At 62.5% G+C, this 15738-nt stretch carries 9 protein-coding genes; 3 read left to right on the forward strand and 6 right to left on the reverse strand.

Translation table 11 applies throughout. The annotated features are described in order from the left end of the window. Positions 1–163: 163 nt before the first annotated feature. Together AB5Y94_RS14405 and AB5Y94_RS14410 are read left to right on the forward strand one after the other, a co-directional pair. Positions 164–1180 carry a lipoate--protein ligase A gene (locus AB5Y94_RS14405; RefSeq protein WP_368205912.1) on the forward strand — a complete coding sequence of 339 codons (1017 nt, stop codon included), beginning with the start codon at positions 164–166 and terminating at the stop codon, positions 1178–1180. Positions 1181–1368: 188 nt separating this feature from the next. Continuing rightward, entirely contained in the window at positions 1369–3063 is a 1695-nt protein-coding gene (locus tag AB5Y94_RS14410; protein ID WP_268028310.1) for a pyridoxal-dependent decarboxylase, read from the forward strand. A 203-nt stretch (positions 3064–3266) separates the two neighbouring features. Here the strand turns inward: AB5Y94_RS14410 and AB5Y94_RS14415 are convergent, their stop codons facing one another. From AB5Y94_RS14415 to AB5Y94_RS14435, 5 genes are all read right to left on the reverse strand, one after another. Beyond that, entirely contained in the window at positions 3267–4802 is a 1536-nt protein-coding gene (locus AB5Y94_RS14415; RefSeq protein ID WP_368205914.1) for a toxin, read from the reverse strand. Positions 4803–5204: 402 nt separating this feature from the next. Beyond that, positions 5205–5567: a copper-binding protein gene (locus AB5Y94_RS14420; protein WP_368205916.1), complete on the reverse strand. Its 363-nt coding sequence runs from the start codon at positions 5565–5567 to the stop codon at positions 5205–5207. Positions 5568–5598: 31 nt separating this feature from the next. Then, entirely contained in the window at positions 5599–8748 is a 3150-nt protein-coding gene (locus AB5Y94_RS14425; RefSeq protein WP_368205918.1) for an efflux RND transporter permease subunit, read from the reverse strand. Positions 8749–8821: 73 nt separating this feature from the next. Further along, positions 8822–10339: an efflux RND transporter periplasmic adaptor subunit gene (locus AB5Y94_RS14430; protein WP_368205920.1), complete on the reverse strand. Its 1518-nt coding sequence runs from the start codon at positions 10337–10339 to the stop codon at positions 8822–8824. Between the two features lie 299 nt (positions 10340–10638). After that, positions 10639–11076, reverse strand: a complete 438-nt coding sequence (locus AB5Y94_RS14435; RefSeq protein ID WP_368205922.1) for a hypothetical protein — start codon at positions 11074–11076, stop codon at positions 10639–10641. Between the two features lie 256 nt (positions 11077–11332). Between AB5Y94_RS14435 and AB5Y94_RS14440 the strand changes: the two genes are divergently transcribed. Then, positions 11333–12517, forward strand: a complete 1185-nt coding sequence (locus AB5Y94_RS14440) for an OmpP1/FadL family transporter (protein ID WP_368205924.1) — start codon at positions 11333–11335, stop codon at positions 12515–12517. Between the two features lie 114 nt (positions 12518–12631). On the opposite strand, the gene AB5Y94_RS14445 is transcribed toward AB5Y94_RS14440, so the two are convergent. Beyond that, positions 12632–15736: an efflux RND transporter permease subunit gene (locus AB5Y94_RS14445; protein WP_368205926.1), complete on the reverse strand. Its 3105-nt coding sequence runs from the start codon at positions 15734–15736 to the stop codon at positions 12632–12634. Between the last annotated feature and the right edge of the window lie 2 nt (positions 15737–15738).

Consider the following 15738-nt stretch of genomic DNA (forward strand, 5'->3'; position numbering starts at 1 on the left):
TCAGTCTGTGTCGCCGTATCACGGGATACTTTCAACTTGCTGTCGAAATGTGTCGAAACTGCGATTATTGCGTTATGAGTCAATTATTGGCGGGAGGGGGGAAGCGGATCCTTGCTGCCCGGGTGGTATGATAGCGGTTCTCCCATCCCGATGAGGCCTTCTCATGTCCCGATTGCGTCTGTTGTTGTCCGACTCCCACGATCCTTTGTTCAATCTGGCGGTGGAAGAGTGCATTTTTCGCCAGATGGACCCGCATCAGCGGGTGCTGTTTCTGTGGCGCAACGCCAATACCGTGGTGATCGGCCGGGCCCAGAACCCCTGGAAGGAGTGCAATACCCGCCGCATGGAAGAGGACGGGGTGACCCTAGCTCGCCGCAGCAGCGGTGGTGGCGCCGTGTTTCACGACCTTGGCAACAGCTGCTTCACCTTCATGGCGGGCAAGCCGGAGTATGACAAGAGCGTTTCCACCGCCATCGTGCTGGACGCGCTCAAGCTGCTCGGGGTCGAGGCTTTCGCCTCCGGTCGCAACGATCTGCTGGTGGCGACCCCGGACGGGGATCGCAAGGTGTCGGGCTCGGCCTATCGGGAGACCCATGATCGCGGCTTTCACCACGGCACCCTGCTGCTGGACGCAGACCTCGGCCGGCTCGCCCACTACCTCAATCCCGACCCCAAGAAGCTGGCGGCCAAGGGGATCAGCTCGGTGCGCAGCCGGGTGGCGAACCTCGGCGAGCTGCTGCCGGGCATCGACCATGGCCAGGTGAGCCAGGCCCTGTGCGAGGCCTTCTTCAGCCACTACGGTGAGCGGGTACAGCCAGAGCACATCTCCCCCGAGCGGCTGCCAGACTTGCCCGGCTTTGCCGAGACCTTCGCCCGCCAGCGCAGCTGGGAGTGGAACTTCGGCCACGCCCCGGCGTTTACCCATCAGCTGGACGAGCGTTTCGGCTGGGGCGGGGTGGAGCTGCACTTCGATGTGGAGAAGGGGGTGATAGGGCGGGCGCAGATCTTCAGCGACAGCCTGGAGCCGGCCCCGCTGGATGCGCTGGCCACGCGCTTGCCCGGGGTGGCTTATCAGGTGGAGGCCATCGACGAGTTGCTGCGCCAGTGGCGCGGCGAGTTCCCGGCCCTGCAGACCGAGCTGGAGGTATTCTCCTGCTGGTTGCTGGCATCGCTGCGCTGACGCTTTTCTCGCCGCTGGGGCGGGTGGATCACAAAATCAAAAGAGGCGCCCGAAAGGCGCCTTTTTGCCAGCCGTTGTCCGCCCTCATGCATGACAAAAAGTAGGGGAGGCCATTAGTTATTGTCGCTGTTTCAAACGGCGACCCAGGGGTATAAGGGCAGCACATTTGCTGTACTAATGGTATAAAAATGAGTGACTTGGTCTATTTGAAAGATGAAGGCGTCAACGCCATCCACCCCGAATTCAAACGTCGTTTTGCCACAGTCAAAGCCAACTTTTTCTCGCGCAACCCCGATCTCTGGCCGGTCTTTCGTGAACCCGGCTTCGCCACCCTCAACGAGTTTCGCGCCCGCGGCCTGGCCCCGTCGGCGCGGCTGAACGCCTGGCCCGATGGTTGCGCCCGCCTCGCCGACCTGTGCGAGACCATGCCGGTGCCGCAAGCCATGCGCACGCCGGGCGAGCCCATGGCGGAGCTGCTGTTTGCCGGCGCCCTCTCCAAAGACTGGGAGAACCCCTCCAGCGTCGAGAACGTGGTCACCATGTCGGCGGATCCCGCCATCTACGGCGCCCAGATGGGGATCCTCGCCAACCCCAACCTGGTCTACTCCGAGTATGCCGGGGTGGCCGAGGAGCTGGAGAAGAAGGTGGTGCGCCAGATTGCCCTGCTGGCGGGTTACGATCCGGCCCGCGCCACCGGCATCTTCACCCAGGGGGGGACCTTTTGTAACCTCTATGGCTACCTGCTCGGCATTCGCAAGAGCCTGCCCGAGGCCAAGCACAAGGGGCTCGGCCACTATCAGGATTACCGCATCATCAACTCCCAGGGCGGCCACTACTCCAACATCACCAACCTCTCTCTGCTCGGGGTCGACATCGAGAACAAGACCATCCGCATCCAGGTGGGCGAGAACAACGACATCGATCTCGATCACCTGGAGCGCACCCTGACCGCCTGCTTTGCCCTCAAGCACGTGGTGCCCACCATCATGCTCACCATGGGCACCACCGACACCTTCGGGGTGGATCGGGTGAAACCCGTGGTGGCGCTGCGGGATCGCCTCTGCGAGCGCTTCGAGGTGGCGGTCAAGCCCCACATCCACGTGGACGCCGCCATCGGCTGGTCGATGATCTTCTTCCTGGATTACGACTTTGCCGCCAACCCGCTCGCCATCAACGCCGCCACCCTGGCGGGCATAGAGCGCAACGTGAGCCGCTTCGCCGAGCTCAGATACGCCGATTCGTTCACCGTCGACTTCCAGAAGTGGGGCTATGTGCCCTACACCTCCAGCCTGGTGATGATCAAGGAGCAGGACGATCTCAAGGCGATGGAGAACGACCCGGAGAACTTCTCTTATTTTGAGCGGGACATCCAGGGTCAGACCCACCTGCAGTCCACCATCGAGTGTTCCCGCGGGGCGAGCGGCCTGTTTGGTGCCTATGCGGCCCTCAACTACCTGGGGGTCGAGGGGTATCGCACCGTGCTGGCCCACTGCCTGCAAAATGCCAACTATTTCCGCTTCCGGTTAAGCCAGCTTGGCAACGTCAAGCTGGTGGCCCAGGAGAATCAGGGGCCGAGCGTGGGCTTCAAGATCTACAACCCCGAGTGGGTAAGCGATCCGGAGGCCGAGTTCGCCTTCGAGCTGGCGCGCAGCACGGACCCCGCCTACAAGGCGCGCCTGCAGCGCAACACCGACTATCACCGCAGCCTGTTTACCGGGCGTGGCAAGGTGGGGCTCTATACCAACTGGGTGGAGGCCATCGCCCACTCCGACTACGACGCCCGCGGCAAATACTCCTACATTGCCGGGGAGAAGGCGGTCTTCATGAACCCGGCCTGTGGCCGCGAGCAGATCGACGCCTTTATCGACCATATCCGCGGCTGAGAACGGCGTTTCCATATAACAAATGGGCAGGAATAACCTGCCCATTTTTATTGCGCCGTCATTTCAACAATCTGCCTGGGAAATTGGAGTCGGGATGGTTATCAATAAGGCCGACAATCATATCGGAGGCCATGAATATATACAGCATGCCGGTGCAAGGTGCGCCGGCATGTTTCGTTCAGGCTATATTTCCAGCCTCGGTATCAGGGGTTGGGTACAGTGCTGGCACAGTCATATTCCTCGCCTTTTAATCCCATGACGTCACAGGTGACGGTCAATACGTCGTTGGGTCTTGCCCAGGCAGGGTCCCAACCATCCATGGGTTCATCATGGCGTTTGTCTTTATAAAGATCCCACATGATCATGCCGGAGGGGGCATATTTGGCGGTGCGCTTGGCAATGTCATTGAGCAGTTCTTTGCTCAGTACCAAATTACCAGTGGCCGGCCTGCCGACTTCGAAGCCGACCGTGATGGGGGGAGCAATCAGCAACTTCTGAGGTTGAATGGATGCGGTCGCATAATTGGGGGCCCCTTTTATCATGGCATGCCCTGGTCGCAGGGTATCGCCGGATTTCAACCAGCTGAAGAAGGAGCCGTAATAATAATCGACCTGCCCCGCCAGATCGCAGGGAATATTGGTATCCCCGCCGCAGTCCGTTTCGCTCAGGTCATAGGACATGATGCCTATGGTGCTGAGCCGGTCTATTTTATCCGGATATTGCAGGGCCGTGTTATAAATGAGGCCATACAGGTTGCCGCCCCACCAGGCACCGCCATAGGTGTGGCTGGTCTGGGCATTGCTGCCCCAGTTGGCCGACATATTGGGGAGCCCGCCGGTGGCCGGCGCCGCCGTACTCAGCGCAAGCCCGGGATCGATGGCATCGATGGCGCTGTAGAGAGAGCCCAGTATGGCTGCAAACTTGTCGACCGTGTCCGGCATGATCCTGGGATAGGGCTGCTGCGCGGGATCGAGTTGCATGTCGTTGTTATAGACCAGCGGCCCCTTGCCCTGACTCATCAGCTCGGCGGTGTCGAGGTACTCCAGATTGTTGGCCGGGAGCTGCACCGAATCCGGCGTCAGGCGCCAGCTGTAGGCGTTGAGGTCCGCGTGCCAGAACTCTTCGTAGTCCAGATCGATACCCGCCACACCGAGATCGCTGGCCAGCTGAACCACGTTTCGATAGGCCTGATCCGCGGCCTGGCCGGAGATGGGATTGTCGAAGCGGTTGCCGGGGCCAGGGTTGGGGAAGGAGTCATATTTTTCCCCGGCCGGGCCACAGGCATCCACCTTGCCCGCGGTGACATCGTAGTATTCCGGGATACAGCTGAAGTTCCAACCCCCGACGGCAATATAGGTCTCCACCCCGTGCAGCTTGAAGGTGTTGATGATCTCCTTAAGCTGGGAGAAATCGGCAGTGGATTTATTGTCTCTTGGTTTTTTATTGACGGTGGCCGTGTCGCAGACATAGCCGAATAGCCCGGTGCAGGCGAGATCGTTTTGCGTGTAATTGATCAGGCTGGGCTGGACGAACGACAGCACCAGTTTATTGAAGTTGCTCTTTTGGCTGGCGACCTGCTGACTCAAGGCTTCCAGATTATCCAGCGAGGCATAATAGGCGGGAGTATTAGCCGGGGCATCCGGTCCACTCAAATAGTAAGCGGCGATTTCCGGGGATTGTCCCATCGCATGGCCGGCAGCCAGTGTCGTGAATATACCGAACAGAGCATGTTTTTTCATATAATATCCTTAGTTGTCTCTACAAGAGCGCAGTAGAGCCAAAAGCAATATCCTTGCTCTCATACAGGGTTATATTGGATGGAGTTGTTGGCTGTTTGGTTATTGTCTTGGTGCGACTCCTGTCATCAATGGGAGTCTCGATAGTAAGGGGATAAGTTTGACTTTTGCTGAATGCCAACTGAACGGTTGTTAATGTTTTGTTATTTCTATCTTCGTCAATATGAGGCTGTTGTTTTAAATGCGAGGCATAGCAAGCAGGATGATATTCACAATATCGTTTTCCCCTTATGTCGAATTATATTCAGGATGTTTGAGGGGAATCGGCTGAAGTGGGGCGGCAGCCACGCTCACGAAAAGGGATGGGGGAGGAGAGCCCCCCCATCCATGTTGATCCCGGCCCCGTTACTGCTTCTGGATGCTTGTCACCGTCAGCTTGCCAGCCGGGCTTTCGGCGTGGAAGCGCACCGCATCCCCCACCTGCAGATCCTTGAGCAGGGCCGGGTCGGCCACCTGGAACACCATGGTCATGGCGGGCATCTTGAGGTTCGCGATGGCCTCGTGCTTGATGCCGACCTTGCCATTTGCCACGTCGATGCGGCTGATGACCCCCTTGGTCATCACCCTCTCCTGCATCCCCTCCATCTGCTGCATGTCACCCATCTGGCTCATGTCGTGCCCTTGATGGTTCATCATCTCCTCGGCCTGCAGGCCGGTGTGGGTGGCGAGGCCCAGCAGCAGGGTCAGTGTCAGCGTCTTGTAGTTCATGATGGTTTCCTTGTTTGTGTTGTCCGGTTGATCAGGGCGCAGCGGGCGTATCCGTCTGCGCAGTCGTGTGGTCGAGGGTTTTCAGGGTGCGGCTGCGCCACAGGTAATAGGCGGCGGGCAGCACCAGCAGGGTCAGCACCAGGGCGGTCACCATGCCGCCTATCATGGGGGCGGCGATGCGCTGCATCACCTCTGAGCCGGTGCCCTGGCTCCACATGATGGGCAGAAGGCCGGCGATGATGGTGACCACCGTCATCATCTTGGGGCGCAGGCGCAGGGCGGCGCCGTGGACCACCGCCCGGTGCAGACCGGCCTGGTCCGGTTTGCCGCTGGCCACCAGATCGTCCCAGGCGTGGTTGAGGTAGACCAGCATCAGCACCCCGGTCTCCACCGCCACCCCGGCCAGGGCGATAAAGCCTACCCCCACCGCCACCGAGAGGTTGAAGTCGAGCAGCCAGAGGGTCCAGATCCCGCCCACTACCGCGAGCGGCAGGGTGGTGAGAATGAGCAGCACCTCCTGGAAGCGGCGAAACGCCAGATAGAGCAGCAGCACGATAATGGCGACGGTGAGCGGCACCACGTAGGTGAGGCGTTCCATGGCCCGCTCCATGTATTCGTACTGACCTGACCAGCTGAGGGCGTAGCCCGGTGGCAGCACCAGCTGCTTGCTAACCTCGGCCTTGGCCTCCTTCACGAATGAGCCGATATCGCGGCCACGAATATCGACGTAAACCCAGCCGTTGAGGCGCGCGTTTTCACTGCGCAGCATGGGCGCCTCGTCGCTGATGTAGACCCGGGCCACGTCCGCCAGGGCGATCCGCTCCCCCTTGGGGGTAACCAGGGGCAGCAGTTCGAGGCTGGCCACCGAGTCGCGATAGCTCTGGGGGTAGCGCAGGTTGATGGGGTAGCGTTCGCGCCCCTCGATGGTCTGCCCCACCTCCATGCCACCCACCGCGGTGGCGAGCACCGCCTGCACGTCGGCGATGTTGAGACCGTAGCGGGCCGCCTTGAGCCGGTCGATGTCCACCTTCACATAGCGGCCGCCCGCCACCCGCTCGGCGTAGACGGAAGAGGCCCCCTCCACCTTGCCAACGATCTGCTCCAGCTGCTGGCCAATCTGCTGGACCACCTTGAGGTCCGGGCCGGCAATCTTGATCCCCACCGGGGTCTTGATGCCAGTGGCCAGCATGTCGATGCGGGTCTTGATGGGGGGCACCCAGGCGTTGGTGAGGCCCGGGAAGCGGATGAGGGAGTCGAGCTCCTCTTTGAGCTTCTCCGGGGTCATGCCGGGGCGCCACTGATCGCGGGGCTTGAGCTGGATGCTGGTCTCCATCATCACCAGATCCGCCGGGTCGGTGGCCGAGTCGGCGCGTCCCGCCTTGCCGAACACGTTCTGCACCTCGGGCACGGTGCGAATGAGCTTGTCGGTCTGCTGCAAAATCTCCCGCGCCTTGCCCACCGAGATGTTGGCCGCCGTGGTGGGCATGTACATGATGTCCCCCTCATCGAGCGGCGGTATGAACTCGGAGCCCAGGTGCTGGAGCGGCCAGAAGCCCGCGATCGTGACCACTGCGGCGGCGGCGAGGGTGGTCTTGGGGCGGGCCAGCACGGCGTTGAGCAGCGGGATATAGGCCTGGCTCAGACCACGGTTGAGGGGGTTGGCCTGCTCGGGCAGTACCTTGCCGCGAATGAAATAGCCCATGATCACCGGCACCAGCGTGATGGCGAGCGCAGCGGCGGCGGCCATGGCGTAGGTCTTGGTGAAGGCCAGCGGGTGGAACATGCGCCCCTCCTGCGCCTCCAGCGCAAACACCGGCAGGAAGCTCATGGTGATGATGAGCAGGGAGAAGAAGATCGCCGGCCCGACCTCTATGCTCGCCTCGGTGATGATCCGCCAGCGGTTCTTGTCGGTGAGCGCCTCCCGCTCCATGTGCTTGTGGACGTTCTCTATCATCACGATGGCGCCATCCACCATGGCGCCGATGGCGATGGCGATGCCCCCCAGCGACATGATATTGGCGTTGATCCCCTGCAGGTGCATCACGATAAAGGCGGTCAGGATGGCGATGGGCAGGGTGATGACCACCACCAGGGAGGAGCGCAGGTGGAACAGGAAGGCGAGACAGACCAGCACCACCACCGCGAACTCCTCTGCCAGCTTGCCGGAGAGGTTGTCGATGGCGCGCTGGATAAGGTCGGAGCGATCGTAGACGGTGACGATCTCCACCCCCTCCGGCAGGCTGGATTTGAGCTCGGCCAGCCGCGCCTTGACCCCGTCTATGGTGTGCTGGGCATTCTCGCCGTAACGCATGACGATGATGCCGCCCACCACTTCCCCTTCGCCGTTGAGCTCGGCGATGCCGCGCCGCATCTGGGGACCGGTGACTACATCCGCCACGTCACCCAGCAGCAGGGGCGCACCGCGCACATTGGTGCCAAGCGGGATCTGTTTTAAGTCCTCCACGCTCTTCAAATAGCCATTCGAGCGCACCATGTACTCCGCTTCCGCCATCTCGATGACGGAGGCGCCGGTCTCCTGGTTGCCCTGCTTGATGGCGGTCTCGATGAGGGAGAGCGGGATGCCGTAGGCGCGCAGCTTGTCCGGATCGACCCGCACCTGATACTGGCGCACCATGCCGCCCACGGTGGCGACTTCGGAGACGCCGTTGACCGTCTGCAGCTCGTACTTGAGGAACCAGTTCTGCAGGGACGTGAGCTCGCTCAAGTCGTGCTTGCCGGTTTTGTCCACCAGGGCGTACTGGTAGACCCAACCTACCCCGGTGGCGTCCGGCCCGAGCTGGGGCTGGGCCCCGGCGGGCAGATTGGGGGCCACCTGGCTCAGGTACTCCAGCACCCGGGCACGCGCCCAGTAGAGATCCGTGCTGTCGTCAAACAGCACATAGACGAAGGAGTCGCCGAAGAAGGAGTAGCCGCGCACCGTGGTGGCGCCCGGCACCGCCAGCATGGCGGTGGTGAGCGGGTAGGTGACCTGATCTTCCACCACCTGGGGCGCTTGGCCCGGGTAGGAAGTCTTGATGATCACCTGCACGTCGGAGAGATCCGGCAGGGCGTCCACCGGGGTTTGCTTGACCGACCAGAGGCCCCAGGCGGTGAGCATGAGGGTCAATAGCAGCACCAAAAAGCGGTTGCCGACGGACCAGCGAATGATGGCAGGGATCATGACTGGACACCTCTCATTCGGTGGGCTGGCAGCCGACTGGGGTGGTGGTCAACGCAGTAAAGAATGGCCGGGATCATGATTTATCCCCCATCTGGTGCTGGCTGTGATCCATACCCTCCATGTCTGGCATCTCGCCCTTGGCCTCTTTTATTGCGTCGCCTGCGGCCGGTTTGTTTTCCGCATGGATCTGGATGATGCGGTACTCGTCCCCCTCCTGCTCCACCTGCAGATGCAGAGTCTGATCCGGTTTCAGCTGGCTGAGGTCCACACCGTCTGCCACGGTAAAGTCCATCTCCATGGCGGGCCATTGCCACTCGGGGATGGGCTGGTGAGAGATGCCGAGGGTGCGCCCGGCGAGATCGATGTTCTGCACCTGGCCCTGGGTCCACACCTGCATGGGACGCACCGCCGTCATGCGCTGGAAGTCCGAATCGATGGCCGATTCGGAGTCGAGCAGGAACTGGGCCGAGCTGACTATGCTGTCACCGGCTTCGACCCCCTGGTCGATGGCGACCTTGTCACCAAACTGGGGGCCCAGGGTGACGGCCACCGACTTGAAGTTGCCATCCCCCAGCGCCAGTACCAGCCTGTCCTGGCTGCCGGTGCGGATCACCGCTTCGCTTGGCACCACCAGGCGGGGTTCCCCCTTGCCGGTGCCGATGCTCACCTTGGCGAACATATTGGGTTTCAGGAACTCGTCCGGGTTGTCGAAGCGCAGGCGGACCCGCAGGGTACGGGTGCTGGCATCAAGCGTCGGGTAGAGGTAGTCCACCCGGCCCTGCCAGCGGCGCCCCGGGGCATAGTCCAGGGTCATGGTGACCGGATCGCCGACCTTGATCTGGGCGGCCTGGCGCTCGAACACCTCGGCGCTCACCCACACCTGCTTGAGGGTACTGATGTTGAACAGGGGGGCGGCGGGCTCCACATACTGGCCTTCACGCACCTTGAGCTCTGACACATAGCCGCTGCTCGGGGCATATATGCGCACCGTCTCCTGCACCTTGCGAGTGCGCTTGAGGGCCGCTATCTGATCCGCCGGTACCTGCAGCGACTTGAGCTTGCCTTCGGCGGCGCGCAGCAGCAGGGGATTGGTCGTATTGAGGGCCAGCAGGTACTCGTGCTGGGCGTTCACCAGATCCGGGGCGTAGAGATCGTAGATGAAGCTGCCCTTGGTGACCTGCTGCCCCTCGTTCTTGATGGCGAGGTTGCGGATCCAGCCCGCCATCCGGGAGTTGATGGCTTCGAGGCGCTCCTCGTCATAACCCACGTAGCCCACCGTCTCGATCTGCTGGTGGACGGGCAGTTTTTCCACCTTGGCGAGCCGCACCCCCAGGTTCTGCTGGATCTCGGGGCTGATGGTGACGGTGCCAGGGGATCCGCCCTGTTTTTCCTCATAGACGGGGATGAAGTCCATCCCCATGTTGTCCTTGGCGGGGCCGTCGCGCTTGTCGCGGGGATCCATGGGGTTGACCCAGTAGAGCGGCGTCTTCTCCCTGGCGGTGGCGCCACCGTCCGTCTGTTTGGCGGCCCAGTAGCCGCCACCGGCGCCGAGGGCGAGCAGCAGGGTGGATAGCAGCAGGGTCCGGCTCATCGCACACCTCCTGTCCGGGACGGGTGGGGCAGGTCGGCGCAGTGGGCAAGAGGCGCGGGGCGGCCGTGTTCGGCCACGGGGCCGGGGATCGGGGCAAATGACATGATACTTCTTCTCTTCTGTCAGAGCGCCGGAGGGGGTGTGCAGGCAAGGCATCACCAGAGTCCGGGCGGCAAACGGGGCGCGGCTGAATGGTCAGCGTGCGCACGGCTCCCTGTGCCATGGCCGGGTCAGCCGGCGACACAGGGTCAGGCAAGGTGGGCGGCAACGGGCAAGGGCCGCCCCGAGAGAAGTGCTTTCTAGTGGCGCAGCACCGACAGCATCAGGTGTCGGCGCGGCCAGGAGGGAGGGTGGGTGCCGCGGGATCGCAGGAAGGGATCCCGCAGCCAGTTGTCCAGCACGCTGCCGGCCGTCCCGAGGGGCAGCAGCAACAGGGGCAGGGCGAGCAGGGTCAGCAGGGCGGCCAGCAGCGGCAAGCCTGGGCTGCTGCTCGAGGTGAGCCCGCCGTGCATCTGGCACGCCTGGCCCGCCGCATCCTGCTCTCCTGCATCCGCCGTCGCCCCGTGGCAGGAGAGTCCCTGCATGGCGCTGCTGCTCATGGCCTGATTCTCTTGCGCCATGGCGGCGTTGAGGGCATCCAGCCCGTGCCAGCCGATGCAGAGGGTGAGATTGCAGACGAGCATCAGCCCCAGCAGCAGCCGGGCAATGCGTTCTGTGGGCAATCTCGATGAGAGCATGGGGAAAATCCTGACAATGACTGGGGACACTGTAAACCTTGCCTTGAGGAGAAGGTCAATGGCCCCGGCCGTGTCAGAGAGGGGCTTGATGAATCGTTAAGCGTCACTTAACGATGGCGTATAGCCAACCCTAATGAAGCCGGCTTCTTCTCTCGTTAGGATGCGTACCGGTCAGAAGTTGCCAGGGCGTCAAACCGGGTGTTTGAGCCGCCTCTCTGGCGAGTCTCCATCCAGTTCATTGTTCGGGAGTAACGATATGCAGCAACGACGGCTGGCGCTGATGCTTGCAGCCTTGCTGAGTCCCTCTGCCATGGCCGGCGGCCTTGCCTTGTATGAAACCAGCGCGGCCAACAGTGCCCTGGCCAACGCAGGGGCAGCCGCCCGCGCCCAGGGGGCGGAGACCATCGCCAGCAATCCTGCCGGTATGACCAGGCTGGCAGGCACCCAGTTGCAGGTCAATGGCGGCGCTGTATACGGTGACCTCGAGCTGGATCTGGATCAGGAGGGCAACAACGGCGGCAATGCCCTGCAGAGCGCCCCGCTTGGCAGCCTCTATCTGACCCACGCCATCGATGAGCAGTGGGTCGCCGGCCTCGGACTATTCGGCAGCCACGGTCTGGGGATCGATTATGGCGAGGGGTGGCAGGGGCGTGGCTATGTGCAGTCCGCCAAGCTGACCGGGATCGCCTTTGCTCCCAGCCTGGCGTATCGCGTCGATGACCACTGGTCGGTGGGGGCCAGCCTGATCGCCATGCATGGGGCGCTGGAGGCCTCACTGGACATGACGCCGAACGGTTCAACCAGTCAGGCATTTTCCGACAGCGACTGGGCGTACGGTGCCTCCTTCGGGGTGCTCTACGAGCTGGATCAGGACTCCCGCATCGGCTTGAGCTACTTCTCCGAATTGAAGTGGGAGCTGGACGATCAGCCGTTGCGCCGGCTGAATGGAGCCGGGCTGGGGGTGGAGATGATGATCCCGCAGACCCTGACACTCAGTGGCTATCACCAGCTCAACCCGCAATGGGCCCTGCTGGCCAGTGCCAATTGGCAGCAGTGGTCCCGCTTTGGCGAGGTGGATCTCGCGTCGGGACAGCAGAGCCGAACTCTTGACATGCAATACCAGGACACCTGGCACCTGAGCCTGGGCACCCAGTTTGATGTGACGCCGGCCCTGCGCCTGAGCAGCGGCATCGGCTATGACAGCAGCGCAGTGGACGACGTGCACCGCACTGTTACCCTACCGCTGGGCGAGAGCTGGCGCTGGGGTCTGGGGGCCAGCTATCAGCTGACACCAGCCACCAGGCTGGAAGCCAGCTATACCTTGGCCTGGCTGGGGGACATGGCGGTGGATCAACAGGGGGTAGGTCGTCCCCAGCTGTCAGGTACCTACCACAACAGCTACCTGAACTTCTTGAGCATAGGGGTGCAGCACCAGTTCTGAGGCCTGACTCGTCGCGTTGGGAGGTAGCCGGCTATGTGTTCTCTTGCCGGCGAACGGGGACGATAAAAAAAGCCCCTCCATGAAGGAGGGGCCGGGTGAGAGGGCGTTGAATGATCAGGCCCGTTTTTCCGAGCGCCGCATGATGAGGCGGAAGAAGAGCGGGATGAAGAAGATGGCGATGAAGGTCGCCGCCAGCATGCCGCCGATGACCGGCCAGCCGAGGGCGTGGCGGCTCGCCGCACCGGCGCCGCTGGAGGTGACCAGGGGCACACAGCCGAGGATAAACGCCAGCGAGGTCATCACGATGGGGCGAAAACGTAGGCGCGCCGCCTCCAGGGCCGACTCGATGAGGGTCATCCCTTCTTCATGCTTCATCACCGCGAACTCCACGATCAGGATGGCGTTCTTGGCCGCCAACCCCACCAGCGTCACCAGACCTATCTGGAAGTAGACGTTGTTGGTGAGCCCCACGGCCCAGGTGGCGAGCAGGGCGCCGAACAGGGCGAACGGCACGGCGGTGATCACCGCAAACGGCAGGCTCCAGCGCTCATACTGGGCAGCCAGGATGAGGAAGATCATCACGATGCCGAAGCCAAACGCCGTGGCGGCGCTACCTGCAGCCGCTTTCTCCTGGTAGGCGGCGCCGGTCCACTCCAGCTTGGCGTCGTTGCCAAGGGTCTGGGCGGCGATCTCCTCCAGGGCAGCAATGGCCTGACCCGAGCTCACCCCAGGCGCCGGCTGGGCCATGATCTTGGCGGCCGGGAAGATGTTGAAACGCTCCACCAGTTCGGGGCCGGTGGCATCGCGCACCGTTACCAGGCTGGTGAGGGGGATCATCTCGCCGCTGTTGGAGCGGACATAGACGTTGCGGATGTCATCCTTCTTGGCACGGTAGTCCGCCTCGGACTGCAACTGGACCCGGTAGGTACGACCGAACTGGTTGAAGTCGTTGACGTAGACCTGGCCGAAAGTGGCCTGCATGGTGTCGAACACGGCGTTGATGGGCAGCCCCAGCGCCTTGGCCTTCTCGCGGTCGAGATCTAGGTAGACCTGGGGCACGTTGGCGCGGAAGGTGGTGCTCACGCTGGCGAACTCAGGGCGCTGCTTGGCGGCATCGATCAGGCGTTGCACCTCGCCCGCGAAGGCGTGCACGTCGCCGGTGCCGCGGTTCTGCAGATAGCCTTCGAGGCCGCCGGTGGTGGACATGCCCTGGATGGGAGGCGGGTTGAAGGTGGCGGTGAAGCCATCGGCCAGCCCCATCAGGCTCATCCCCTGGAAGGTCTTGGCCAGGGAGAAGGAGTCCTGCCCCTCGCCCTGACGCTCTTTCCAGTCTTTCAGGGTGATGAAGGTGAGGCCGCGGTTGCTGATGATGGAGCCGGACAGGATGTCAAAGCCCGAGAAGGTGACCACGTCCTTCACGCTGGGGTTGGCCATGGCCATCTTGTCAAAATCATTGGCAACCGCCTGGGTACGGGTCAGGGCGGCGGCATCGGGCAGCATCACGGAGCCGATGAGATAGCCCTGATCCTCGTCCGGCACCAGGGCGCCCGGCACCTTGTGGAACAGCATATAGCTGCTGGCGAGGATGATGGCGATGATGCCAAAGGCCACACCGACCCGGCGGTTGAGGAAGGCCACCCCGCGCACATAGCGGCGGGTCAGCTGATCAAAGGCATTGTTGAACCAGACGAAGAAGCGGGCCGGCTGGTGGTGGCCTTCTTTCAACAGGATGGCGCACAGGGCAGGCGACAGGGTGAGCGCCACCAGGCCGGAGATGGCCACCGACACGGCGATGGTGATGGCGAACTGCTTGTACATCACCCCGGTCATGCCGCCCATGAAGGCGACCGGCAGGAACACGGCGCAGAGCACCAGCACGATGGCGACCACGGGGCCGGAGACCTCCTGCATGGCGAGGATGGCGGCCTCCTTGGCGGAGCACTTCTTCTCGCTCATGATCCGCTCGACGTTCTCCAGCACCACGATGGCGTCATCCACCACGATACCGATGGCGAGCACCATGCCGAACAGGGTCAGCAGGTTGATGGAGAAGCCCAGCATCAGCATGCCGGCGAAGGTACCGATGAGTGACACCGGCACCGCGATACAGGGGATCAGGGTGGCGCGCAAATTCTGCAGGAAGAGGTAGACCACCACGAACACCAGCACGATCGCCTCGAGCAGGGTCTTGACCACCTCCTCGATGGAGATCTTCACGAACTCTGTGGTGTCGTAGGGGATCTGGTACTCCACGTCCTGCGGGAAGCGGCCCTGCAGGCGATCCATGGTCTCGCGCACCTGATCGGCCACCGCCACCGCGTTGGCACCCGGTTGCAGGTAGGTGGCGATACCGATGGCCGGCTTGCCGTTGGCACGGGCCAGCACGTCGTAGTCCTTGCCGCCGAGCTCGACCCGGGCCACGTCTTTGACCCGGATCTTGGAGCCGTCCGGCATGGCGCGGATGATGATGTTCTGGAACTCCTTCACGTCATCCAGGCGTCCCTTGGTCTGCACCGTGTAGGTGAAGTCGGTGGGGGTGCTGGTGGGCTGGGAGCCGATCTTGCCCGCCGCGAACTGGGTGTTCTGTTCGCGGATGGCGCCGATCACGTCGCTCGGGGTGAGCTGCAGCTGGGCCAGCCGGTCCGGGCGCAGCCAGATCCGCATGGCGTAGTCGGTACCGCCGAACAGGGAGGTGTCCCCCACGCCGGGAATCCGCTTGAGCTCGTCGATGATGTTGAGCAGGGCGTAGTTCGACAGATAGGTGGTATCAAACGAGCCGCTGGGGGACTGCAGGGTGATCACCTGCAGGATGGAGGTGGACTTCTTGCGCACCGTCACCCCCTGCTTCTTCACCTCTTCCGGCAGCTGGGCCATGGCGGCCGAGACCCGGTTGTTGACGTCTATGGTCGCCTGATCGGGATCGACCCCGATGTCGAAGTAGACGTTGAGGTTCATCTGGCCGTTGGAGGCGGAGCCGGATTGCATGTAGATCATGTTCTCGACCCCGTTGACCTGCTGTTCAATGGGGGCGGCCACGGTCTGGGAGATCACCTCCGGGGTGGCACCCGGGTAGAAGGCGGTCACCGAGACCACGGCGGGGGTGATCTGGGGATACTGCTCCACCGGGAGCGCGCGCATTGCCGCCATCCCGCCCAGCACTATGATGATCGAAATCACGCTGGCGAAGATGGGGCGTTCGATAAAGAACTTGGAAAACATGG

The organism is Aeromonas sp. s5 (assembly GCF_040907865.1).
Lineage (GTDB): Bacteria > Pseudomonadota > Gammaproteobacteria > Enterobacterales > Aeromonadaceae > Aeromonas > Aeromonas dhakensis.

Bases quoted from the DNA above. Each gene is read 5' to 3' on its own strand.
- AB5Y94_RS14440 (WP_368205924.1), top strand. From the start codon at position 11,333: ATGCAGCAACGACGGCTGGCGCTGATGCTTGCAGCCTTGCTGAGTCCC.
- AB5Y94_RS14420 (WP_368205916.1), bottom strand. From the start codon at position 5,567: ATGAACTACAAGACGCTGACACTGACCCTGCTGCTGGGCCTCGCCACC.
- AB5Y94_RS14405 (WP_368205912.1), top strand. From the start codon at position 164: ATGTCCCGATTGCGTCTGTTGTTGTCCGACTCCCACGATCCTTTGTTC.
- AB5Y94_RS14410 (WP_268028310.1), top strand. From the start codon at position 1,369: ATGAGTGACTTGGTCTATTTGAAAGATGAAGGCGTCAACGCCATCCAC.
- AB5Y94_RS14425 (WP_368205918.1), bottom strand. From the start codon at position 8,748: ATGATCCCTGCCATCATTCGCTGGTCCGTCGGCAACCGCTTTTTGGTG.
- AB5Y94_RS14435 (WP_368205922.1), bottom strand. From the start codon at position 11,076: ATGCTCTCATCGAGATTGCCCACAGAACGCATTGCCCGGCTGCTGCTG.
- AB5Y94_RS14430 (WP_368205920.1), bottom strand. From the start codon at position 10,339: ATGAGCCGGACCCTGCTGCTATCCACCCTGCTGCTCGCCCTCGGCGCC.
- AB5Y94_RS14415 (WP_368205914.1), bottom strand. From the start codon at position 4,802: ATGAAAAAACATGCTCTGTTCGGTATATTCACGACACTGGCTGCCGGC.
- AB5Y94_RS14445 (WP_368205926.1), bottom strand. From the start codon at position 15,736: ATGTTTTCCAAGTTCTTTATCGAACGCCCCATCTTCGCCAGCGTGATT.